Annotated in this window: 21 protein-coding genes, 1 tRNA gene and 1 pseudogene; 11 read left to right on the top strand and 12 right to left on the bottom strand. The window is 68.0% G+C overall.

Annotated features, from left to right (window positions below; genetic code table 11):
- Nucleotides 1-67 precede the first annotated feature (67 nt).
- The gene (locus tag ABTX24_RS19595; RefSeq protein WP_350841932.1) at nucleotides 68-415 is read left to right on the top strand and encodes a nuclear transport factor 2 family protein; all 348 of its coding nucleotides are present in this window, start codon (nucleotides 68-70) and stop codon (nucleotides 413-415) included.
- A gap of 102 nt (nucleotides 416-517) precedes the next feature.
- Here the strand turns inward: ABTX24_RS19595 and ABTX24_RS19590 are convergent.
- A pseudogene (locus ABTX24_RS19590) lies at nucleotides 518-1,219 on the bottom strand (alpha/beta fold hydrolase); the annotation flags it as partial.
- Between the two features lie 110 nt (nucleotides 1,220-1,329).
- On the opposite strand from ABTX24_RS19590, the gene ABTX24_RS19585 reads away from it, so the two are divergent.
- Nucleotides 1,330-1,401 (top strand) — tRNA-Val (locus ABTX24_RS19585).
- A 111-nt stretch (nucleotides 1,402-1,512) separates the two neighbouring features.
- Here ABTX24_RS19585 and ABTX24_RS19580 read toward each other — a convergent pair.
- Together ABTX24_RS19580 and ABTX24_RS19575 are read right to left on the bottom strand one after the other, a co-directional pair.
- A complete protein-coding gene (locus tag ABTX24_RS19580; protein ID WP_350841930.1) occupies nucleotides 1,513-1,674 on the bottom strand; it encodes a hypothetical protein in 162 nt (53 codons plus the stop codon).
- Nucleotides 1,671-2,309, bottom strand: a complete 639-nt coding sequence (locus ABTX24_RS19575) for a TetR/AcrR family transcriptional regulator (RefSeq protein WP_350841928.1) — start codon at nucleotides 2,307-2,309, stop codon at nucleotides 1,671-1,673. Before ABTX24_RS19575 ends, ABTX24_RS19580 begins: the two co-directional genes overlap by 4 nt.
- A gap of 93 nt (nucleotides 2,310-2,402) precedes the next feature.
- Between ABTX24_RS19575 and ABTX24_RS19570 the strand changes: the two genes are divergently transcribed.
- The 3 genes from ABTX24_RS19570 to ABTX24_RS19560 all read left to right on the top strand — a co-directional run bounded on the left by ABTX24_RS19570 (nucleotide 2,403) and on the right by ABTX24_RS19560 (nucleotide 5,838).
- Nucleotides 2,403-3,782, top strand: a complete 1,380-nt coding sequence (locus tag ABTX24_RS19570) for an amidohydrolase family protein (RefSeq protein ID WP_350841926.1) — start codon at nucleotides 2,403-2,405, stop codon at nucleotides 3,780-3,782.
- A 78-nt stretch (nucleotides 3,783-3,860) separates the two neighbouring features.
- Entirely contained in the window at nucleotides 3,861-4,790 is a 930-nt protein-coding gene (locus tag ABTX24_RS19565) for an SDR family NAD(P)-dependent oxidoreductase (RefSeq protein ID WP_350841924.1), read from the top strand.
- A 208-nt stretch (nucleotides 4,791-4,998) separates the two neighbouring features.
- Nucleotides 4,999-5,838 (top strand): helix-turn-helix transcriptional regulator, encoded by an 840-nt coding sequence (locus ABTX24_RS19560; RefSeq protein WP_350841922.1) that lies wholly within the window; start codon nucleotides 4,999-5,001, stop codon nucleotides 5,836-5,838.
- Nucleotides 5,839-5,866: 28 nt separating this feature from the next.
- On the opposite strand, the gene ABTX24_RS19555 is transcribed toward ABTX24_RS19560, so the two are convergent.
- Nucleotides 5,867-6,259 (bottom strand): ester cyclase, encoded by a 393-nt coding sequence (locus tag ABTX24_RS19555; protein ID WP_160024190.1) that lies wholly within the window; start codon nucleotides 6,257-6,259, stop codon nucleotides 5,867-5,869.
- A gap of 73 nt (nucleotides 6,260-6,332) precedes the next feature.
- On the opposite strand from ABTX24_RS19555, the gene ABTX24_RS19550 reads away from it, so the two are divergent.
- Nucleotides 6,333-6,467, top strand: a complete 135-nt coding sequence (locus ABTX24_RS19550) for a hypothetical protein (protein ID WP_350841920.1) — start codon at nucleotides 6,333-6,335, stop codon at nucleotides 6,465-6,467.
- Nucleotides 6,468-6,520: 53 nt separating this feature from the next.
- On the opposite strand, the gene ABTX24_RS19545 is transcribed toward ABTX24_RS19550, so the two are convergent.
- The 5 genes from ABTX24_RS19545 to ABTX24_RS19525 form a co-directional block, all read right to left on the bottom strand.
- On the bottom strand, nucleotides 6,521-7,345 hold the full coding sequence (locus tag ABTX24_RS19545) for an SDR family NAD(P)-dependent oxidoreductase (RefSeq protein WP_350841918.1): 825 nt from the start codon (nucleotides 7,343-7,345) through the stop codon (nucleotides 6,521-6,523).
- Nucleotides 7,346-7,460: 115 nt separating this feature from the next.
- Nucleotides 7,461-9,722 carry a xanthine dehydrogenase family protein molybdopterin-binding subunit gene (locus ABTX24_RS19540; RefSeq protein WP_350841916.1) on the bottom strand — a complete coding sequence of 754 codons (2,262 nt, stop codon included), beginning with the start codon at nucleotides 9,720-9,722 and terminating at the stop codon, nucleotides 7,461-7,463.
- A gap of 156 nt (nucleotides 9,723-9,878) precedes the next feature.
- The gene (locus ABTX24_RS19535; RefSeq protein WP_350841914.1) at nucleotides 9,879-10,856 is read right to left on the bottom strand and encodes an FAD binding domain-containing protein; all 978 of its coding nucleotides are present in this window, start codon (nucleotides 10,854-10,856) and stop codon (nucleotides 9,879-9,881) included.
- Entirely contained in the window at nucleotides 10,856-11,482 is a 627-nt protein-coding gene (locus tag ABTX24_RS19530) for a (2Fe-2S)-binding protein (protein WP_350841912.1), read from the bottom strand. Before ABTX24_RS19530 ends, ABTX24_RS19535 begins: the two co-directional genes overlap by 1 nt.
- Nucleotides 11,483-11,961: 479 nt before the next feature.
- A complete protein-coding gene (locus ABTX24_RS19525) occupies nucleotides 11,962-12,558 on the bottom strand; it encodes a TetR/AcrR family transcriptional regulator (RefSeq protein ID WP_350841910.1) in 597 nt (198 codons plus the stop codon).
- A 62-nt stretch (nucleotides 12,559-12,620) separates the two neighbouring features.
- On the opposite strand from ABTX24_RS19525, the gene ABTX24_RS19520 reads away from it, so the two are divergent.
- Nucleotides 12,621-13,466 carry an SDR family NAD(P)-dependent oxidoreductase gene (locus ABTX24_RS19520; RefSeq protein WP_350841908.1) on the top strand — a complete coding sequence of 282 codons (846 nt, stop codon included), beginning with the start codon at nucleotides 12,621-12,623 and terminating at the stop codon, nucleotides 13,464-13,466.
- 23 nt (nucleotides 13,467-13,489) lie between these two features.
- On the opposite strand, the gene ABTX24_RS19515 is transcribed toward ABTX24_RS19520, so the two are convergent.
- Entirely contained in the window at nucleotides 13,490-14,347 is an 858-nt protein-coding gene (locus ABTX24_RS19515; RefSeq protein ID WP_350841906.1) for a helix-turn-helix transcriptional regulator, read from the bottom strand.
- A 112-nt stretch (nucleotides 14,348-14,459) separates the two neighbouring features.
- On the opposite strand from ABTX24_RS19515, the gene ABTX24_RS19510 reads away from it, so the two are divergent.
- A complete protein-coding gene (locus ABTX24_RS19510; RefSeq protein ID WP_350841904.1) occupies nucleotides 14,460-15,524 on the top strand; it encodes a Kelch repeat-containing protein in 1,065 nt (354 codons plus the stop codon).
- A gap of 291 nt (nucleotides 15,525-15,815) precedes the next feature.
- On the top strand, nucleotides 15,816-16,292 hold the full coding sequence (locus ABTX24_RS19505) for an ArsI/CadI family heavy metal resistance metalloenzyme (RefSeq protein ID WP_350841902.1): 477 nt from the start codon (nucleotides 15,816-15,818) through the stop codon (nucleotides 16,290-16,292).
- 345 nt (nucleotides 16,293-16,637) lie between these two features.
- Here ABTX24_RS19505 and kilB read toward each other — a convergent pair whose 3' ends face one another.
- Nucleotides 16,638-17,090, bottom strand: coding sequence for a plasmid transfer protein KilB (gene kilB / locus ABTX24_RS19500; RefSeq protein WP_350841900.1), 453 nt, complete (start codon nucleotides 17,088-17,090; stop codon nucleotides 16,638-16,640).
- 181 nt (nucleotides 17,091-17,271) lie between these two features.
- Between kilB and putP the strand changes: the two genes are divergently transcribed.
- A complete protein-coding gene (putP, locus tag ABTX24_RS19495) occupies nucleotides 17,272-18,780 on the top strand; it encodes a sodium/proline symporter PutP (RefSeq protein ID WP_350841898.1) in 1,509 nt (502 codons plus the stop codon).
- Between the two features lie 217 nt (nucleotides 18,781-18,997).
- A complete protein-coding gene (locus ABTX24_RS19490) occupies nucleotides 18,998-19,201 on the top strand; it encodes a cold-shock protein (RefSeq protein ID WP_141804077.1) in 204 nt (67 codons plus the stop codon).
- Between the two features lie 62 nt (nucleotides 19,202-19,263).
- On the opposite strand, the gene ABTX24_RS19485 is transcribed toward ABTX24_RS19490, so the two are convergent.
- Nucleotides 19,264-19,614, bottom strand: coding sequence for a UBP-type zinc finger domain-containing protein (locus ABTX24_RS19485; protein WP_350841896.1), 351 nt, complete (start codon nucleotides 19,612-19,614; stop codon nucleotides 19,264-19,266).
- Nucleotides 19,615-19,712 lie beyond the last annotated feature (98 nt).

Raw genomic sequence — 19,712 nt, 5'->3', positions numbered from 1 at the left:
GTTTGAGTGTTCGCTGGAGTCGGGTCAGGCTGGGAGATGAAAGCCGAACCGACCTGAGGAGATCCCGATGACCGCATCCGCTGCCGAGCTCGCCGAGGCGTACTTCACCGCCTGGCAGGAGCGTGACTTCACCCGCCTGCGCGCGCTGCTGGCCGACGACGTGAGCTTCGCCGGCCCGCTCGCCACGATCGAGGGTGCCGACGAGTGCGTCGCCGGACTGGAGGGCATGGCGAAGGTGCTCGACAAGATCGAGGTGAAGGAGCGGCTCGCCGACGGGCCGAGCGTGATCACCTGGTTCGACCTGCACACCACCGTCGCCGAACCCGCCCCCACCGCCAACTGGATGCGCGTCGAGGACGGGCTGATCACCGAGATCCGGGTCGCCTTCGACCCGCGCGGGATCCTCGCGGCCTAGGCGACCTGCTCGTCGCGGCTGGGTCCGGGCCGTCTCGCGGATGACCTCGGCCACCAGGTCGGGGTCATCGTTCATCGGTACGTGGCCGCAGCCCGCCAGCCACCGGTGGGTCGCATGCGGGAGACGCCGGGCGGCCACCTTCGCCTGGTAGGGGAGGAGCGTGAGGTCGCGCGAGGCCCAGGCGATGGTGGTCGGGACGTAGCTCTGCGTCGGCCCCGGGTAGCTGTAGCGGTAGACACCGCTGAAGAAGGTCCTGATCCCCTCGCGCGAGGCGACCATGTTGGCGGTGTCGGCGGCCGCGACGGCGGGGTCGATCTGCCCTGGGCGAGCGAAGAAGCAGCCCATCGTGACCGCACGCGCCACCCGCGACTGCAGCAGCGACCCCGCCACCGGCGCCAGCGGCCGCGCCACCGCCTGGATCCCGGCGAACAGGCCCCTGACGTAGAGGTAGTCGAGGTCGTTCATCCAGAACCCGGCGGGGGAGAGCGCCGTCACCGACCGCGCATGCCCGGCGTCGGCCATCTCCAGCGCGAGCAGGCCGCCGAGGCTGTTGCCGGCGACGTGCGGCCGCTCGATCCCGAGCTCCTCTCGGAGCTCGTTCAGCTCGTGCGCAACCGCCTCCCGCACCGTACGCCCCGCCAGATCGAACGCGGGTGACTCGCCGTGCCCCGGCAGATCGATCGTGATCACCTCGAACTCGTCGGCCAGCCGCTCCACCACCCCGCCCCACGCCTGCCTGCGGTGCGCGATGCCATGGATCAGGAGCAGCGGCTCTCCGCTGCCGGTCCGTTCGTACGCGAGCATCTTCGCTCCTCCGTTGCGTCCACGTGTCCTGCCGATGGCCGGGAGCCTACGTCCCGGCGTGGCCCGAATGTGGGTCCGGCGAGCGGATGCGCTAATGTTTCACCCGCAACGCGTGATTGGCGCAGTGGTAGCGCACTTCGTTCACACCGAAGGGGTCACTGGTTCGAACCCAGTATCACGCACAACGAAGACACGGCCGCTGACCAGGGTTTTTACCTAATCGGCGGCCGGTTCTCATTTCGCTCGATTCGAGGCGCTGCTGGGAGCGCCTGACGAAGTGCCTGACTAGACGGTCACGCGGACTTCTTCTGACCGTCATCGCCGAACAGGCTGTCCATGACCTGTGCACCGGTGTGCATGACGGGCCGGAGTTCGTGACGGTAGACCTGTTCGGTCACCCGGCCCTGGTGAACCTCGGACGGGCCGACCGAGGTCCGAAGGGGGCTGCGTTTCATTTGCCTTGGTTGGCTCTCGTCGCTTCCAGTGTCGACGCCAGAAGGTTCAGCGACAGTTCGTAGGCGGCACCAACGCGGTCGACGTCGCCGGTGATGGTCTTGTCCAGATATAGGCCGCGGATGATGGCCACAACGAGGGTCGACAGCGCCTCGGCCTGGTCTGGGTGGATGCCATCTTGGCGGAGCGCGCTCTCAAGCGGGGCTTTCCAGTCCTTGACGACGGACCGTGCGAACCATTCGTACTTCTCAGGTTGACGGAGCGCGAGCCCATGGAGCTCAAAGAGGAAAGCAAATTGTCGCTCGTACTCAGGGGCGAGCCAGAGGTTCCACAGGGCTCGTAGTACTTCGACCGGTCGCCCGTTGCTGCTCGCCCAGAATTCGTCAAACGCCGTCGCCATTTGCCCATGGATCTCTTCACACACTGCTCGGATCAACTGATCCTTGCTTCCGAACTGGCGATTGAGCGAGGTGATGGATGCGCCGATCGCCGCACCAAGGGGTCGCAAGGTCAGATCAGCCACCCCGGTCCTGAGCACGTAATCGGTTGCCGCTCGGAGTAGTTCGGGCTTGCGGTGCTCCCACCGGAGTGCTCGCCCGTCGACGGTGGCCACTGCGCCGCTACCTGCCTTTGCCATGGCCTTGACCCTACAGGCGGCCGTACCCATTTACCGAAACGATCGATTCGGGTACTCTCCACTTTTGAGACCTCGATCACAAAGGAAAATGAGATGACCACAACCCCTACCGCCATCACCAACGTGCAACTCATTGATGGCCGCGGAGGCGCGCCGCGGCCGGCCATGACAGTGCTGGTCGAGGGCGACCGGTTCACCACGATCGGTCCTTCTGCGAGTACGGAGGTTCCCGTCGATGCGACTGTGGTCGACGGCAGTAATCGTTGGATGGTGCCGGGGTACGTCAACGGCAATGTCCACCTGCTCGACGCGTGGATGTTCATGGTGGGTCCGGGCACGATCGAGTACCTCGCTCGCTGGGAAGGTCGCTATGTCGAGGTCATAGAAGAAGCTGCCCAACTGGTGCTCCGCAACGGGGTCACCACCGTGTTCGACACCTACAACGCCATCGAACCGGTACTCAGCGCCCGTGATCGCATCAACGCCGGTACCTCACAGGGTGCGCGGATCTTCGCCGCTGGCGCCATCGTCGGGATGGGGGGACCGTTCAGCGCCGACTTTCACTTCGGCGGGCGCAAGGCGGCCTCGCAGACGTTCGTCAATCGCATCGACGAGATGTTCGAGGCAGGAGTCGGCCACCAGTTGAGCTTGTTGCCCCGCAACGAGGTTCGCGCCCGCGTCCGCGACTACCTTGCCCGCGGTGTGGACATGCTCAAGATCGCCGTCAGTGACCACATTTTCATGACTGTCGGGCTGGATCGGTCTTACCAGACCTTCACCCGGCCGGTGCTCGACGTCATGATCGAGGAGGCTCGCGCCGTCGGGGTGCCGGTGCTGAGTCACAGTCTGTCTGTGGAGTCGCTCGAAACGTCCGTGGACCTTGGCGCGAATGTGTTGATTCACGCCAACTACACAATGGGCCAGCCCTATCCGCACTCATTGGTCGACAAGATCGTTGCCAGCAACTCCTACGCTGAACTGCAGACCATCCACGAGGCGCATCGCAAGGGTCTCGAAGAGGCTGGTAGCTGGGCCGCGTTGATGGGTGGCGGCGCCTTCGCGGACAACGAGCGCACCTTGGTCAGCGCCGGCGCGAAGATCCTGATGGGCACGGATGCTGGGTGCCCGAGCAACGACCACCTCAACGACCTCTCGCCACTCGAACGCGAAGACCGACCATGGACCATCGGCGGAGACCACTTCCACTGGACCCAGTCGATGGTCGAGAAGGGCATGACCCCACTGGAGGCCATCACCAGCGCCACCCTTCAGGTGGCCCGTGGATACGGGAAAGACGACCTGATTGGCTCAGTCGAGACCGGTAAGCTCGCAGACTTCGTCCTGCTGGACAAGAACCCACTTGACGACATCCGCAACCTGCGTGCGATCACTGATGTGTATCAAGCAGGCCGAGCGATCGACCGGGCGGCGTTGCCGACTACACCGCTAGTGACCACGCACCCCACAGCCTGAATGAGGCACCAATCCAGCCGTGTCCGACCTCGCTCGCGAGAGATCGGCACACGTGGACGATCCTCACCCGGCTCAACGATGTCGATTCGTGCGCCCGTCTCCGTGCTCTTGGGCGACATCCCCGGGGAACGCGTGGCGATACGACCGAACCGGTCCTGGGATCGCAAGGCCCTCCTTGCGGCGCTGGGGTCGAGCGAAGATGACGGAGGCACCAGAAGGCGCTCGGAACACCAACTGGAGGGTAAAATGAGCATGACGACCACACGTGTCGCACTTGTCACTGGAGCGAACCAGGGCATGGGGAGGTACGTCGCAACGTCGCTCGCCCGGGACGGCCATACGGTCTTCTTCGGGTCGCGAGACCTCGCCCGCGGCGAGGAGGCCGCCGCCGGGGCGGGACCGAACGCGCACGCGGTGAAGCTCGACGTGACGGATGCAGCGTCCATCACGTCCGCAGTCGACAGCATCCGTGACATCTCCGGACGGCTCGACATCCTGGTCAACAACGCAGGTGCAGCCTGGGTCGGCAGCCCTCCGCAGGACCTCGACGACGCGCGAGAGCGCGCGAGGCCGAGCATCGTGGATCTTGCGGAGATGCGCGCTGTGTGGGACGTCAACGTGTTCGGGTCGCTCGCGATGTTCCAGGCCGCCATGCCGCTCCTCAGGGGGTCCTCGGATGCGCGCGTCGTCAACGTGACCAGCGCGCTCGGCTCGCTGGCCCTGGCCTCCGACCCGGCGTCGGACGTACGTCGCATGTTCGACCCGGTGTACGCGTCATCCAAGGCAGCACTGAATGCCCTCACGATCACGATGATGGACGAACTGGCGGGGTCCGAGATCAAAGTCAACCTCGTGTCTCCTGGCTTTGCCCGCACAGCCCTCGTCGGATTCATGGGCACCGAGACCATCGAGGATGCAGCCCAGGAGATCTTGAGGTGCGTCCGGCTCGGACCGGGCGATCCCGGCGGCACCTTCACCACCTGGAAGGCAACGCCCCTGCCGTGGTGAGGTGTGCCTCCACGAGCCTCGAAGAGCAATGCCGGCCCGAGCCTGACCCGGCCCTGGTCCAGATCCTCAGCGGGACAGCGCCTTATCCAGGCCCTCCCGATCACAGTCGTCGAGGTCACGGCTCCGCCATAAGGGGGATCGCCAGAGCATGGATACGTTCGCCCGCTTGGGATAGAACCAAGTCAGAACTCTCAGAAGGGGAAGCGTCGTGATCGATCGCACCGGGCTGGCGGGGTTTCTCCGCAATCGGCGTGAGGCAATGCAGCCGGAGGACGTCGGCATGCCTCGCGGGCAGCGGCGCCGGACCAGCGGGCTGCGGCGGGAGGAGGTCGCGGCGCTGTGCAACATGTCGGCGGACTACTACTCCCGCCTGGAGCGGGAGCGAGGCCCGCAGCCGTCGCCGCAGATGCTTGCCTCGATCGCTCAGGGGCTGCACCTGTCGATCGACGAGCGTGACCACCTTTTCCGGCTGGCCGGGCACAACCCGCCACCCCGGGGCAGCTCCAGCGAGCACATCAGCCCTGGGCTGCTGCGGATCCTGGACCGCCTCGAGGATACTCCTGCGGAGATCGTCACCGAGCTGGGTGAGACCCTGCGGCAGACGCCGATGGGGGTGGCGCTCACGGGTGATACGACCCAGTACACCGGGCCGGCTCGCAGCAGCGGCTACCGGTGGTTCACCGACCCGTACGCCCGGGAACTCTATGCGCCCGAGGAGCACGCCTTCCTGACCAGGATGTACGCCGCCGGATTGCGTGGGCTCGTCACGCTCCGGGGTCCCGATTCCCGGGCGGCCTACCTCGCGGACCTGCTGCTGGACCGCAGCGAGGAGTTCCGGCGGGTGTGGGAGGATCATGAGATCGGGATCCGCCCCCACGATGTCAAGCACTTCGTGCACCCCGAGGTAGGTGCGCTGGAGCTGAACTGCCAGCGCCTGGTCGACCCGGACCAGGCCCACTCCCTGATGGTCTACACCGCGGTTCCCGGCTCCGAGAGCTACGAGAAGCTGCAGATGCTGTCAGTCATCGGAGCACAGGCTCTGCGCTGAATCGTTCCTCCGTCCGACGCCTTCGTGGTCAGCCGCCCAGCTGCTCTCTGGCTGTGTCGGAGTCCTGCAGGTTCGTCATGTTGATGAACCGTCCGTCGCGGACTCGGTAGAGGGCGTACTCGGTGACCTCGAACGAGGCGCCGGTAGGGGCGACGCCGAGCCATTCCTTGACCGGGGTGCCGGTGTTGGTCAGGCGCGCGGCCAGGTCGTGGCCGCTGACCCTGAGGTCGTCGAGGCGCCACTTCAGATCCGGCACGGCGTCCACCTGGGCAGTCAGTGCGGCGAGGACCTGGTCGCGGGTGACGGCGTCACCGAAGTGCGTGAGCTCGTCGGCGACGAACTCGTCCAGGCGGTGGAACTCGTGGGCGTTGAGTGCCGCGATGTAGCGCTCGTAGAACTCGCGGAGTTCGGCGTATGTCATGTCAACTTTCCTTCTCGACTAGTACTGAGCCGCACATCGTCACTTCGTCTCGCAGCCTGCGATCGAGATGCGCATGAGCCTGGCGCGCGACGCTCTTCGGCGGAGCGCGCAGACGGTCTCCGAGCTCGCGTTCGCCACGGGACAGGAGAGCGTCGCGACGAGGTCGCCGTCGGTGTCGCCCGAGGCCGTCGGTGGTGGGCCGTCGTGATGCGTCGACAGCGGGCGGTGTACCTCAGGGCTTCGTCACCGCCCCTCGCTCCATCAGCCCGTGGGTCGTCGCGGTAGACCCATGATCCTGGACAGCACTACGTCCACCGTCCGGGCAGGTAGGAGCTGCTTCATGGTGACGACCATGCGTGCGTCGGCGCCGACGAGGTAGCGCGTCCGGGGCCGACGCACGGTGAGTGCTCGCTCGACAACGGCGGCGACCTGCTCCGGGTCACCGGCTCCAGCCTCGACGGACTCGTTGAACCGGACGAACGCGTCCAGGGCGAGTCCGTACTGACGCTCCGCGGGCTCCGCCATGGCCGCGCGTTCTGCCTCCGCCATCGCCGTTGTCTTGGCCCGGTTCTGCGAGGTGAAGCTTCCGGGATTGATCATCACCACGGGAAGGCTCCACGGCGCCAGCTCCTGACGGAGCGCGTCAGCGACTGCCTCGACTGCGAACTTCGAGGCGCTGTAGGCGCCGAGGAACGGTGTGGTGACAAGACCGCCGGCTGAACCGATCATGACGAGGCGCCCGCGCCCCGCTCTGATCGCGGGCAGGAACGCCTGGGTCACGGCGACGACCCCGACGACGTTGATCTCCAGCTGCTCCCGGAGGCGGTCGAGGGGCAGGTGCTCGAGGGGCCCTGCGATGGTGATCCCGGCGTTGTTCACCACCCCGTTGAGTGGGCCGATCTCCTCTGCCACCGCGGCGAGCTGCGCGGTGTCGGTCACCTCCAGCTCTACGGCTGTGACCCGCGGGTGGGCCGGGGCGTCCGCGAGGCGCCGCACTCCGGCCATGACCTCGTGGCCGTGCTCAGCGAGCCTGACGGCGATCGCGCTGCCGATGCCGCTCGACGTACCCGTCACAAGTACTCTCACTTCATACTCCTTGGTCCTATGGCGTGGTGACTGTCCGGCCGGGTGCGGGCGACGACCTCCCCACCGCGAGATGCCCGTGACCAGGCCTTTCGCAGCACATGGCCCTCGTCACCGACTACAGGTGCTCGATCAGCTTGTCGAGGGTGATGGGAACGTCGCGTACCCGGATGCCAGTGGCGTTGTAGACGGCGTTGCCGATCGCGGCCGCCGAGCCGACGGTGCCGATCTCGCCGAGGCCTCTAGCGCCCAGGCTCCGGGTCCCGACGTCCTCGCCGCCGTCGCCGAGCGGTCCGGTGAGGATGGGGTCGGGCCGGTCGAGCATGACCACGTCGATATCGGGGACGTCGGCGTTGACGGGAACCAGGTAGTCGGCGAGGGTGCTGTTGGCCAGGCGTCCGGTGTCGAGCTCCAGGTGGTTCTCCTCCAGCAGAGCGTGGCCGATGCCGAAGATGACGCCGCCGACGAGCTGGCTGCGGGCGGCCTTGGCGTTGATGACGCGGCCGACGTCGGCGACGGTGGTGAACCGGGTGACCCGGGTCTCGCCGGTGAATCGGTTGACGCGTACCTCGCAGAAGTGGGCGCCGAAGCTGTGGTGCACGTACTCCGGGTCGGCGGCACCGGGTGACTCGGCGGTCGCGGTGATGCCCGGTGAACCGATAGCTCGGAGCAGGCGGCCGAAGGTCATCGAGCGGCCGAGCCCGTGCAGGATCCCTCGCTCGTAGCGCAGGTCGTCCGCGCTGGCGCCGTGCCACGGCGACCCGTCGTCGGTGACGGCGACCCGCTTGAGTTCGTCGATCACATCGCGGGCAGCGTTCACGACCTGGGGCACGGTGGCGTGCGTGGCGCTGGAGCCGACGGCGGGTGCTCCCTGAGGCAGCAGTGAGTCGCCGATCTCGGGCGTCACCCGGTCCAGGGGTATCCCCAGGGCATCGGCACCGGAGACCGCGACCATGGTCGCCCCGCCGGTGCCGAAGTCCGAGATCCCCGTCGAGACCACGGCCGTGCCGTCGTCGAGCAACCGGACGCGTACGCTCGCGGGACGGCGGTGCGCAGGGTAGATGCCGGTGGCCATCCCGGTGCCGTACAGCCACTGCCCGTCGATGCGTGCGCGGGGCGTGGCGCTGCGGGCGGACCAGCCGAATCGCCGCGCGCCGACGCGGTAGCACTCCTCAAGGTGCTTGCTCGACCAAGGCAGCCCAGAGACGGGGTGGACGGTGGCGTTGTTTCGCAGCCGCAGTTCGACCGGATCGATACCGGTGGCTACGGCCAACTCGTCCATGGCCGTCTCCAGGGCGAAGGATCCGGGGGCTTCATTGGGTCCGCGCATCGCCCGGCTCCCGGGGATGTCGAGGACGGCCAGCTCCGCATGGACGCGCAGGTTGGGCGTGCGGTAGAGGGCGTCCGTGGTGTTGTGGGCCGGGGTCATGGGGAAGGTGACCGTGGTCGGGCGCTCGGAGACGCTCTGGTGGCTGACGGCGTTGAGGACGCCGTCGCGGGAGGCGCCCAGCCGAACGGTCTGGGTGAGCTGGGGCCGGTGGCCGGTGAGGGTGAACATCTGCTCGCGGGTGAGGACCAATCGGACCGGCCGGCCGAGCTCACGGGCCGCGGCCGCGGGGAGCGGGGTGTCGCTCCACAGGATGACGCGGGCGCCGAACGCGCCGCCGACGTACTTGGTGTTCAGTTGGACATTCTGCGGCAGGACGCCAAGCCGCTGTGACATCCCGAGTGCGAACGCTGCGGGGACTTGCGCGCCGGCGTGGATGGTGACCCGGTCGCCGTTCCAGACGGCGAGGATCGCGTGGGGTTCCATGGCCACGTGGTGCTGGATGTGCTGGTGGAACTCGGCCTTCACGACGACGTCGCTGGCGGCGAGCGCGGCGTCGATAGATTCGACGCCAGGGGCCAGGACTTCGAGGCTGCTCGGCGTCCCGCTGAGGGTGGGGCCTGCGGGCTCGTGGGGTTCGTCCGCGAGGGAGGTGCGCGGCGGCCGCGTGTCGTAGGTCACGGTGACGAGCGCGGCGGCGTCGCGTGCCTGTTCGGGGGTCTCGGCGACGACCATCGCGATGGCTTGGCCGTGGAAGCGGACCTCCGTGTCCTTCAGGGGGACGTAGTTCTCTACGAAGCCGGCGAGCGGGCCGGTGATCGGATACAGGTTGAGCCGGGACTCCGGAGCGGCGTAGACGCGCAGGACACCCGGCGCCGCACGGGCGGCTGTCGTTTCGATCCTGGTGATGGTGCCCCGTGCGATGGTGCTGGTGACGAGGTGGGCGTGGGCGAGGTCGGTGGCGCGGTAGTCACCGGAGTACTCGGCTGCGCCGGTGACCTTCAGTCTGCCGTCGACGCGGTCGGTCTCGCGGCCTACAGGGGAACTGGGCATCGTGACTCCTTCAGCTACTGAGTGCGAGTGCACCGGTCGACGGCGCACTGTGGTGGATGGGGACCCCGGTACTCAGGGGTGCCCCCGAGCCGCCGTGCCGGTGGGCGGCGAGCTCAAGCACGGCGACCGCCCGCCTCGCGCCGTCTGGCCGGTCGCTCATCGGCTCTCCAGCAGCTCGGTCAGCGCCCGCACCAGGGTGCGGCGAAGCAGGGCGGGCTTGAACGCGTTGTACTGGCGCGGCTCGGCGCCGTCCGCCGCGCGGGTGACGGCGGCCTCGAACGTGGCGGAGGTCGCGGGCCGCCCGGTCAGCGCGCGTTCGACCGCTGGCAACCGCCACGGCCGCGTCCCGACGCCGCCGACGGCGATCCGGGCCTGGGTGATGGTGCTCCCGCGCAGCTCGAGGGCGACGGCGGCGGAGGCGAGCGCGAACTCGTAGGATTGCCGGTCGCGGATCTTGAGGTAGTGCGAGCGTGCCGCGAAGGGGGAGCGGGGCACCGTGATCCCGGTGATGAGTTCGCCCGGTCGCAGGGTGTTCTCGATGTGGGGCGTAGCCCCGGGCAGCGTGTAGAAGTCGTCCAGCGCCACGGTTCGGGTGCCGCGGGCCGAGCCCAGGTGCACCACCGCGTCCAGAGCGACCAGCGGTACGGCCAGATCGCTGGGGTGCGTCGCGATGCATGCATCGCTGGTGCCCAGGACCGCGTGGCCGCGGTTGATCCCCTCCAGCGCCGCGCAGCCGCTGCCCGGCTCACGCTTGTTGCACGGGGTGGTCACGTCGCGGAAGTACCCGCACCGCGTGCGCTGCAACAGGTTGCCGCCGATGCTGGCCATGTTGCGCAGCTGGGCCGAGGCGCTCAGCTCCAGCGCCTGCGCGACCATCGGGTAGTGCTCGCGCACCGTGCGGTGGTCGGCAACGTCGCTCATCCGCTCCAGCGCGCCGATGTGCAGCCCCTTGCTGTCCAGCGTGATGCCGTCCAGAGGCAGCCGGTTGATGTCCACGACGCGCTCGGGGGTCATCACCTCGAGCTTCATCAGGTCGACCAGGGTCGTGCCCCCGGCCAGGAACGCGGTGTCCGGTCCCGCGCCCCGCAGGGCCTCGCGTACGGAGCGGGCCTGGGTGAAGGTGTAGGGCCGCATCAGCGCATCACCTGCTGGGCGTCCCGGATCGAGTCGACGATGCGGGGATAGGCGCTGCACCGGCAGATGTTGCCCGACATGCGCTCGCGGATCTCGTCGTCCGAGTCCGCTCCGCCCTCGTCGTCGACCATCGCGACCGCGGACATGATCTGCCCGGGGGTGCAGAAGCCGCACTGGAGGCCGTCGTGGTCGATGAACGCCTGCTGCATCGGGTGCAGCCGGTCGCCGTCGGCAAGGCCCTCGATCGTCGTGATCTTCCGGCCGGTCGTGGTGGCGGCCAGGGTGAGGCAGGACAGCACGCGCTGCCCGTCGATATGCACGGTGCAGGCCCCGCACTGGCCGCGGTCGCAGCCCTTCTTGGTGCCCTTGAGGTCCAGCCGCTCGCGCAGCGTGTCCAGCAGGGTGGCCCGCGGGTCCACCCGCAGCGTGACCGGGTCGCCGTTGACGGCGGCCCTCACCGTCACCTGGGCCACGCCGTCTACGGTGAGTGCCGAGGCAGCTTCCGCTGCCTCGACGTGTCCGCTCGTCAGCGGGGTCACGGCGGCAGCGGCGGCCAAGCTGCCACCCAAGAAGTTGCGCCGGGACACACCCCAGCGGTTCGGTCCGGCGTCGTCGTCTTGGTTCATCGAGTCTCCTGGCTGGTAGCACGTTCGGGCAGGGGCAGGGGCAGGGGCAGGACAGCGCCGCGACCGTTCGTGTGGTCTCCGGGGTCGGTGCTGCTCCAAGGCTGGCCGCTGGGAGCGGGACTATCCAGGCTCTGTCGATCCGAGGCTGGGGCCGAGCAGACAGGGTTGGAGCGGGCATCGAGCGGGTCGGGGACACGATGTGTGTGTTTCTTACGTCATGACCTCTTCGAACACTGATTCGTTGGTGCCTGACCGCGTTGTCGGCATTGCCTCAGCCCGGAGCAGGCACGGCGATCGTGCCGACTTCATGTTGCTAATGCTGCACGTGGGAGAGACCTCTCGCCGACGTCGTCTATCAAGACCATGCCAGGGCTGCCCCGTGACAGGGACTGACTACATGGCCCACACGACCACAGGAGGGCTTCCTGGTCGCTCTTCGTTCGATCTCGGTCCGAACTCTGTGCTCCTGGGACTGCGGGTCAGGCCCGGAGGGCGGCCACGGCCTTGTCGAACAGGTCCACGGGATCGCTCGTGCCGCCCGACTGGCGCCACGCCTCCACCGCCACGTCGAGGCAGGCGAGCGCCGCGGCGATGACGGCGCGGGCTCGCGGGTCGGCCGTCGCGCCGGGCTCGATGCCCAGACGCCGCTCGATGTTCGGGGCGAGCAGCTCCTGCCATCGCAGGTGCTTCTCGAGGTGTCGTGCACGCAGCGACGGTGCCTCGGCGTACATGTCGGCGATCTGCAGCGGGGTCGCGGCATCGGTGGCCTGCTCCTGCAGGCCGATGAACGTCTCGCGGAGCGCTTCCCATGCGGTCTCCGTCGCGGGGCGCGCCTCGAGGGTCTCGCGCACACGCGCCCCGAGCGCCTCGAGGTCGCCCATCACGACGTCCTCCTTGCTTCCGAAGTAGTGGAAGAACGACCGTCGCGAGATCCCGGCGGCAGCCGCGATCTGGTCGACGGTCGTCGCTTCATAGCCCTGCTCCACGAACAAGCGCAAAGCGGTGCTGGTGATCTCGGCATGGACGGCCCTGCGCGTGCGTTCGCGCAGCGTCGGGGCATTGGGCTGTGAATCCATGCACCAACCTTACCCTTAGTACGTTCCTTGCATTCGGTGCAAGAAGCTGCCTACAGTGCAGTATGACTTCCGTCGACTTCACTTCTCAGACCACCATCGTCACCGGCGCCAGCTCGGGCATTGGAGCCGCCTTCGCACGGGCTCTCGCGAAGCGCGGCTCCGACGTGATCCTGGTCGCCCGCCGCCTCGACCGCCTGCGGGAGCTCGCGAGCGAGCTCGAACGCGACCACGGCGTCCGTGCCACCCCGATCGCCCTCGACCTCAGCAAGCGCGGAGCCGGACAGGCCCTTGCCGGTGAGATAGCTGCCCGCGGCCTCACCGTGACGAGCCTCGTCAACAACGCCGGCTTCGGTACCGATGGGCCGTTCCACGAGGAGGACCCCGATCGCCTGCAGGACGAGATTGCTGTCGACGTGGCGAATCTCGTGGACATCTCGCGCGCCTTCATCGAGCCGCTCCGCCAGTCAGGGCGCGGCATCCTGGTCAATGTCGCGAGCATGGCCGCCTACATGCCCGGGCCCGACATGGCGGTCTACGGGGCATGCAAGGCCTTCGTCCTGAGCTTCACCGAGGCGCTCTGGTACGAGTCGCGGTCGAGCGGTCTGCGCGTGTTGTCCCTCGCCCCCGGACTGACCCGTACCGAGTTCTTCGATGACCTGGCGGGCGGCGCCTACAACGGCAGCTACCAGACCCCCGAGCAGGTCGTCGAGGCGGGCCTGCGCTCGCTGGACCGCGGCAACCGCCGGCCCAGCATCGTCTCGGGCCGGGTCAACGGCATCGCAGCCGCCGCGGGCCGTTTCTTCACCCGCCGCCGCGCCGTGATCATCTCCGGGCAGTTCGGCGCCCGCTCACGCAACACCCCGGCCACTGCGCCTGCCCTCACCACACACGGTCAGGCGAACGGCTAGGCCGTGGCCTTGCGTCGGCAGCTTCAGGACGGCTCGGTGAGCGACTGTGTTCCGATCACGGCGAGCAGTTCGAGCAGGTCAGCGCTGTCGGTCCCTGGCGTGGGGGTAAACCAGAGCAGTCGTTGCCGACCGTCCTCGCTGAACAGGTTGAGGCAGTTCACATCGATCAGGCCGAGCTCGGGATGGTTGACGCGCTTGCGGTCTCGACGGCGAAAGGCGACATCGTGGCGGTCCCACAGTGAGGCGAACTCCGTGGATCCCTCTCGCAGCTCGGTGATCATGGACCGTGCTTCCGTGTCCCGGCTGCCTCGGCGGGCGGCTCCCGCACGCAGGTCGGCGACGAATGCCTGTGACTGGGCGTCGTGGTCGGCCTCGGGGTAGATGGCGCGGGCCGCTGGGTCCATGAACCAGCGGTAGGCGAAGCTGGCGTGCCTGCCGGTGAAGTGTGTGTGATCGCCCACCAGCGCGACGGCGAGCGGGTTCTGGACCAGCGTCACGTGCAGATCGGTGATCACCTTCGCTGGCGTCGAGGCCAGGCGATCGAGCAGGTCCAGCATCCCGGGCTGTACGTGCGACGCCGCACTGCCCGCGGGAGGCACGGGCCGCTCGGCCAGATGGAAGAGGTGACGCCACTCGTCGTCTGTCAACCGCAGCGCCCGGCCGAGCGCGGCGAGCATCTGCTCGGACGGCTGGGAGCCCGCACCGCGTTCGAGCTCGTTGTAATAGTCCACCGACGCGCCCGCCAGTTGGGCGACCTCATCGCGCCGCAGACCGGGCACCCGGCGCCGTGGACCGGGCACGAGCCCGACCTCCTCGGGCTGGATTCGTTCGCGGCGGGAGCGCAGGAATGCGCCTAGTTCGGCGTACCCGGCGGTTCTCATTCCTCAAGTATCACGTCAGCGGGGCCGCCGTCACAGGGGATGACAACCCCTGGTTCCCGTCTTCGAGGTCCTGGAACGTGGGAACTCCCGACGTACAGAAGAAGGATTCACCGTGGACAGACAACTTGTTGCTCCCCGCACCCGCTCGGTCGTTGCCGTACTCGTCGTCGGCACGATGCTGACCACGGCGTGCGCCGCCGCGCCCGCCTCGTCGTCACCGGCGTCCTCGAGTCGGACAGGTGCCTGGCAGGAGCGCGCGCCCATGGCTCTGGAACGGCAGGAGCTCTACCCCGAGGTCGTCGACGACCGGATCTACGTCGCCGGGGGACTGCTCAGTCCTAACACCGGTGTGTCGGCACACTTCGACGCCTATGACCCCGCTGCGGACACCTGGAACCGGCTGGCGACGCTACCGCAGGCCAGGCACCACATCGGCCTTGCCGAGGCGGACGGTTCCCTGTTTGCGGTCGGTGGGTTCAGCGGTGGGTTTCCCCGGTGGCGGGCCGAGCCCGACACCTTCGTCTACTCGCCGGAGGACGATGCCTGGTCCACCGGGGTCGACCTGCCGGAGCCGCGAGCCGAGTTCGTGATCGAGAGCGTGCGTGACCAGGTGTACGTCATGGGTGGCCGGGTCCGGGAGACACCTGACGCCACCACGTTCACGACCCATGTCGACAGCGACAGGAACGAGATGTTCGACCCGGCCACCGGCACGTGGACCGCGCTTGCTCCGGCTCCCACCGCGCGCAACAGCGCAGCGTCCGCCGTCGTCGACGACCGGATCTACGTGATCGGTGGCAGGGAGTTCTCGCTGGCCGAGGACGGCTCCGCCGTCCAGGAGAACGTCGCGACGGTCGAGGCGTACGACCCGGCCACCGACGAGTGGGAGACGCTCGCCCCGCTCCCCGAAGCACGCGGCGGACTGGCTGCAGCCGTGCACGACGGTTCGATCTACGTGTTCGGTGGCGAGCAGCACAACCCTGACCCGCTGGTCTACGACGACGTCTGGCGATACGACCCGGAAGCCGATGAGTGGACCGCCGCGGGCAACCTGCCCACGCCGCGGCACGGGCTCGGCGCCGCCACGGTCGGTGATGTCATCTACACCTTCGGCGGGGGTACCGAGGTGGGCGGCAACTTCGCCAGCGCTCGCAACGAAGCATTCACACCGGAATGACACGTGGCGATCGTGAGGTCTCCGGGGTTATCGGTCATCAACGGCTGAACCCGGCATCACGTTCGTCGCAACGGTCAAGCCCATCGGGATCCTCGGCCTCAGCCTGCCGGTCCTGGCCCTGCTCCCGGCCTGCGGGATGTGGTGCTCATCGCTGGCGCCGCGACTACGCGGGCCCGGCGTTCGTCGCCTGGAGGCGGTTCGAACTACATCTCCCCTAAAACATTGACAGTTATCGATACGAGGCGCAAGATCTCATATTGATAGTCATCGATGTGTCACTCAGGAGGAGCCATGTCCCGCATCCAGCTCGCGCTCAATGTCGACGATCTCGAGGAGTCGGTCGCGTTCTACTCGACCCTGTTCGGCGTCGAGCCGGCGAAGACCAAGCCCGGCTATGCCAACTTCGCGGTCGCCGAGCCGCCCCTCAAGCTGGTGCTCGTCGAGAACGCCGGGCGGGGCGGCACCATCAACCACCTCGGCGTCGAGGTGGCCGACACCGACACGGTCGACGCCGAGCAGAACCGTCTGCACTCCGCCGGGTTCGCCTCGGTCGACGAGCGCGCCACCACCTGCTGCTATGCCAAGCAGGACAAGTTCTGGGTCGAGAACGCCCCGAACGGTGAGCGGTGGGAGGTCTACACCGTGCTCGCCGACAGCGACACCTTCAACGCGACGGAGGCCGTTGACGGCGACGACGTCGGCGGACCGACGTGCTGTGGCTCGTCTGCCGAGGCTGTGTCGAAGCCGGCTGCGGCCGCCTGTTGCTGACTGTAGGCCGGACAGGAAACGACGATCGTCCGAAAGGAGGAGATCCCGTGAGACCAGTAGACCTCACCAGCGCGGTTGCGGAACAGCAGATCAGCGATCGGATGGAGCAGGTCCGCAAGGCGCGCCTGGCCGCGATCGCTCGCTGTTGCCGCCCCGGCACCTGGGCGAAGGCAATCACCCGAGCCGTCGCCGCGGCCCGATCTGCGGCACATCGCTCACCGCGACAGCAGCCTGCCGTTTGCTGTGCGTGAACGATCGGCGCCGCGACCAGCAATGGACACCGCCGGGCGGGGCGCCGCCTGCGCCCTCGCCCGGCGGGACCCTGTGTCAGCACCTTCAGCCGAGCTAGCGCGCGAGGTCGGCGCGCGCCTGCTCCAGGACTCGGTCGAGCTCGACGTAGATGTCGTCGTGCCGCTCCCGGAGCTCGTCGAGACCAGGTGCGTCGTTGAGGTCGCCGATCGCCTGACGGAGGGCTTCGAATCCTTTGGGGATCTTGCCGCCCGCGCTGAGGATGCTCAGCTGGCCGATGGCCGCGCGAGCGGCGGAGTTGTTGCGGTACGCCTCCTGGCGCAGCGACTCCCGCTCGGCTGCGGGGAGGTCGGCGAGGCGGGCCTTGACGCGGCTGTAGGTGACGCGCTCGAACTCGTACAGGCTCGCGGCGCACTCGCCGTAGACGCGGACCCTGGCGTCCAGCAGCTGGAGGTCGCGGGAGTTCCGGTGCTGCCAGTACGCGCCCCACCAGGCTCCGAGGAGGGTGGCGATGATGCCCATCGCGGTCACAACCACAGTCGTAGTCACGTCGGGAGACCGTAGGGCATGCGGGCGTTGCCACGCACCGGAACCCGCGACTGGCTGTTGCAGGAGCCGGCGTCAAGCGGCCCCAGGCGTGGGGTAGCGCAGTCGTGGGGTGCCGATCACGGTCAAACGTGGTCTACGGGTTAGGTTCTGCGGCGGCATTCCCCCGATCTTGGAGTTTTTGATGTCAGACCTGACCTATCAAATGCTGGCGTTGGTGGCCTATATGGTCGCCATGCTCGGCATCGGCGCCTGGGCGTACCGGCGCACCTCGAACCTCGACGACTACATGCTGGGCGGGCGCGATCTCGGCCCGATGGTGAGTGCGCTGAGCGCGGGTGCCTCGGACATGTCGGGGTGGCTGCTCATGGGCCTGCCCGGCGCGATCTACGCGACCGGGCTGATGGAGGGCTGGATCGCTGTCGGTCTGACCGTCGGCGCCTGGCTCAACTGGAAGGTCGTGGCACCGCGGCTGCGGACGTACACCGAGGTCTCGGGCGACTCGATCACCGTGCCCAGCTTCCTGGAGAACCGGCTCAAGGACTCCTCGCGGCTGCTCCGGATGGCCTCCGGTGCCGTCATCCTGGTGTTCTTCACCTTCTACGTGTCCTCGGGCATGGTCGCCGGCGGGGTCTTCTTCGAGAGCTCCTTCGGCACGGACTTCCACACCGGCATGCTGGTGGTGGCCGGGGTCGTGGTGGCGTACACCCTCTTCGGCGGGTTCCTCGCCGTCTCCTACACCGACTTCGTGCAGGGCGCGATCATGCTGCTCGCGCTGGTCCTGGTGCCCGTCGTCGGTGTTTTCGTGACCGGCGGGCCCGCCGAGACCCTGGACAGCATCCGCGCCGTCGACCCGTCGCGGCTGAGCATGGTCGAGGGCGCCACGGCGCTCGGTGTCATCTCGGCCGTGGCGTGGGGGCTGGGCTACTTCGGCCAGCCGCACATCATCGTCCGGTTCATGGCCCTGCGTACGGCGGGGGAGGCCGCCTCCGCGCGGCGGATCGGCATCGGCTGGATGATGCTGAGCCTCTTCGGCGCCGTCGGCACCGCTCTCGTGGGCATCGCCTACTACCAGCAGAACCCCGACGCGAAGCTCGACGACCCGGAGGCGGTCTTCATCGTCCTGGGACAGATCTTCTTCCACCCCTTGGTCGCGGGCATCATGCTCGCCGCCGTGCTCGCCGCGATCATGAGCACGATCTCCTCCCAGCTCCTGGTGACCTCCTCCGCGCTGGTGGAGGACCTCTACAAGGCGGTCTTCAAGAACGACGCCTCCGACCGCCAGCTGGTCCTGTTCGGCCGGCTCGCCGTGCTCGGGATCGCCGTCGTGGCCGCTGTCCTGGCCTGGCCCAAGAGCGGGACCGTGCTCGACCTGGTCGCGTACGCCTGGGCGGGCTTCGGCGCCTCCTTCGGCCCGATCATCCTGCTGGCGCTGTGGTGGCGGAAGCTCACCGCGGCCGGCGCGCTGGCCGGCCTGGTGGTCGGTGCGGTGACCGTCGTCGTGTGGGGCAACATCGACGCGCTCAGCTCGCAGATGTACGAGATCGTGCCGGGCTTCGTGCTCAACACCGTCGTCGCGGTGGTGGTCAGCCTGGTGACCTACCGGGCGAACCCGGCCATCGAGGCCGAGTTCGACGAGGCGATCCGGCTGCTGGACGCCGACGGCTCGCGCGAGGAGTCGGTGCGCGTCTGACGCGCCGGGCCCGGGATCTCGTGGAAACCACGATCCCGGGCCCGATGGCGTACTGTTGATCTCGTTGAAGGGATGGCTCTGTAAGCCATCCTGGCCGCACACCACGTCGCGGCTTGTATCTTTTATCTGGTTTTCGGTTCGCTGGACATCAGCACAGATGGATGTCTTCAGCGGCTTGGGACACAGTGTCCCTTGCACCGAACAGAGGAAAAAGATCATGGCTCAGGGCACCGTCAAGTGGTTCAACGCTGACAAGGGCTTCGGCTTCATCGCGCAGGACGGCGGCGGCGAGGACGTGTTCGTTCACTTCTCCGCCATCCAGACCAGCGGTTACAAGTCGCTCGACGAGAACCAGAAGGTCGAGTTCGACGTCACCGCCGGCCCCAAGGGCCCGCAGGCCGAGAACGTCCGCGTCGCCTGATTTTCAACGAAGGGCCCCGACCGCAACTGCGGTCGGGGCCCTTCGTGCGTCCGGCGACCCGGTCAGTGCAGGTGTGCCTGCCAGTCCTGCGGGACGCGATCCGCGGGCGCCGGTGCGGACTGAGACTCGGGCCGGCTCATCGGCTCGGCCAACGCCGGACCCTGGAGCGCCTCCTGGTTCTCGAAGTCCCAGAACCACGTCTCGCCGGGCTCGAAGCTCTGCATGTAGCGGTGGCCCGTCTCGCGGAAGTGGCGGCTGGCGTGCTGCGCCGGGGAGCTGTCACAGCAGCCGACGTGCCCGCACTCGGCGCACCGCCGAAGATGGAACCACCATCCGGAGTCGCTCGCGAGGCACTCGGCGCATCCGGTGCCGGAGGGCGGGGCAGCGACGTTGATCCCTGGTGTGCCGGTCATGCGCCCAGGCTATCGCGTGCGACGGCGACCGCTACGGAGCGAGGCGCACGCGTCGGTTCATCTCATCGGGTCCTAGGGTGGGAGCCGAGGAGGGCTGA

The sequence above is a fragment of the Nocardioides sp. NPDC127514 genome (assembly GCF_040302125.1).
In the GTDB taxonomy this organism is placed as follows: Bacteria; Actinomycetota; Actinomycetes; order Propionibacteriales; family Nocardioidaceae; genus Nocardioides.
This window is presented reverse-complemented; position numbering and strand designations above follow the sequence as displayed.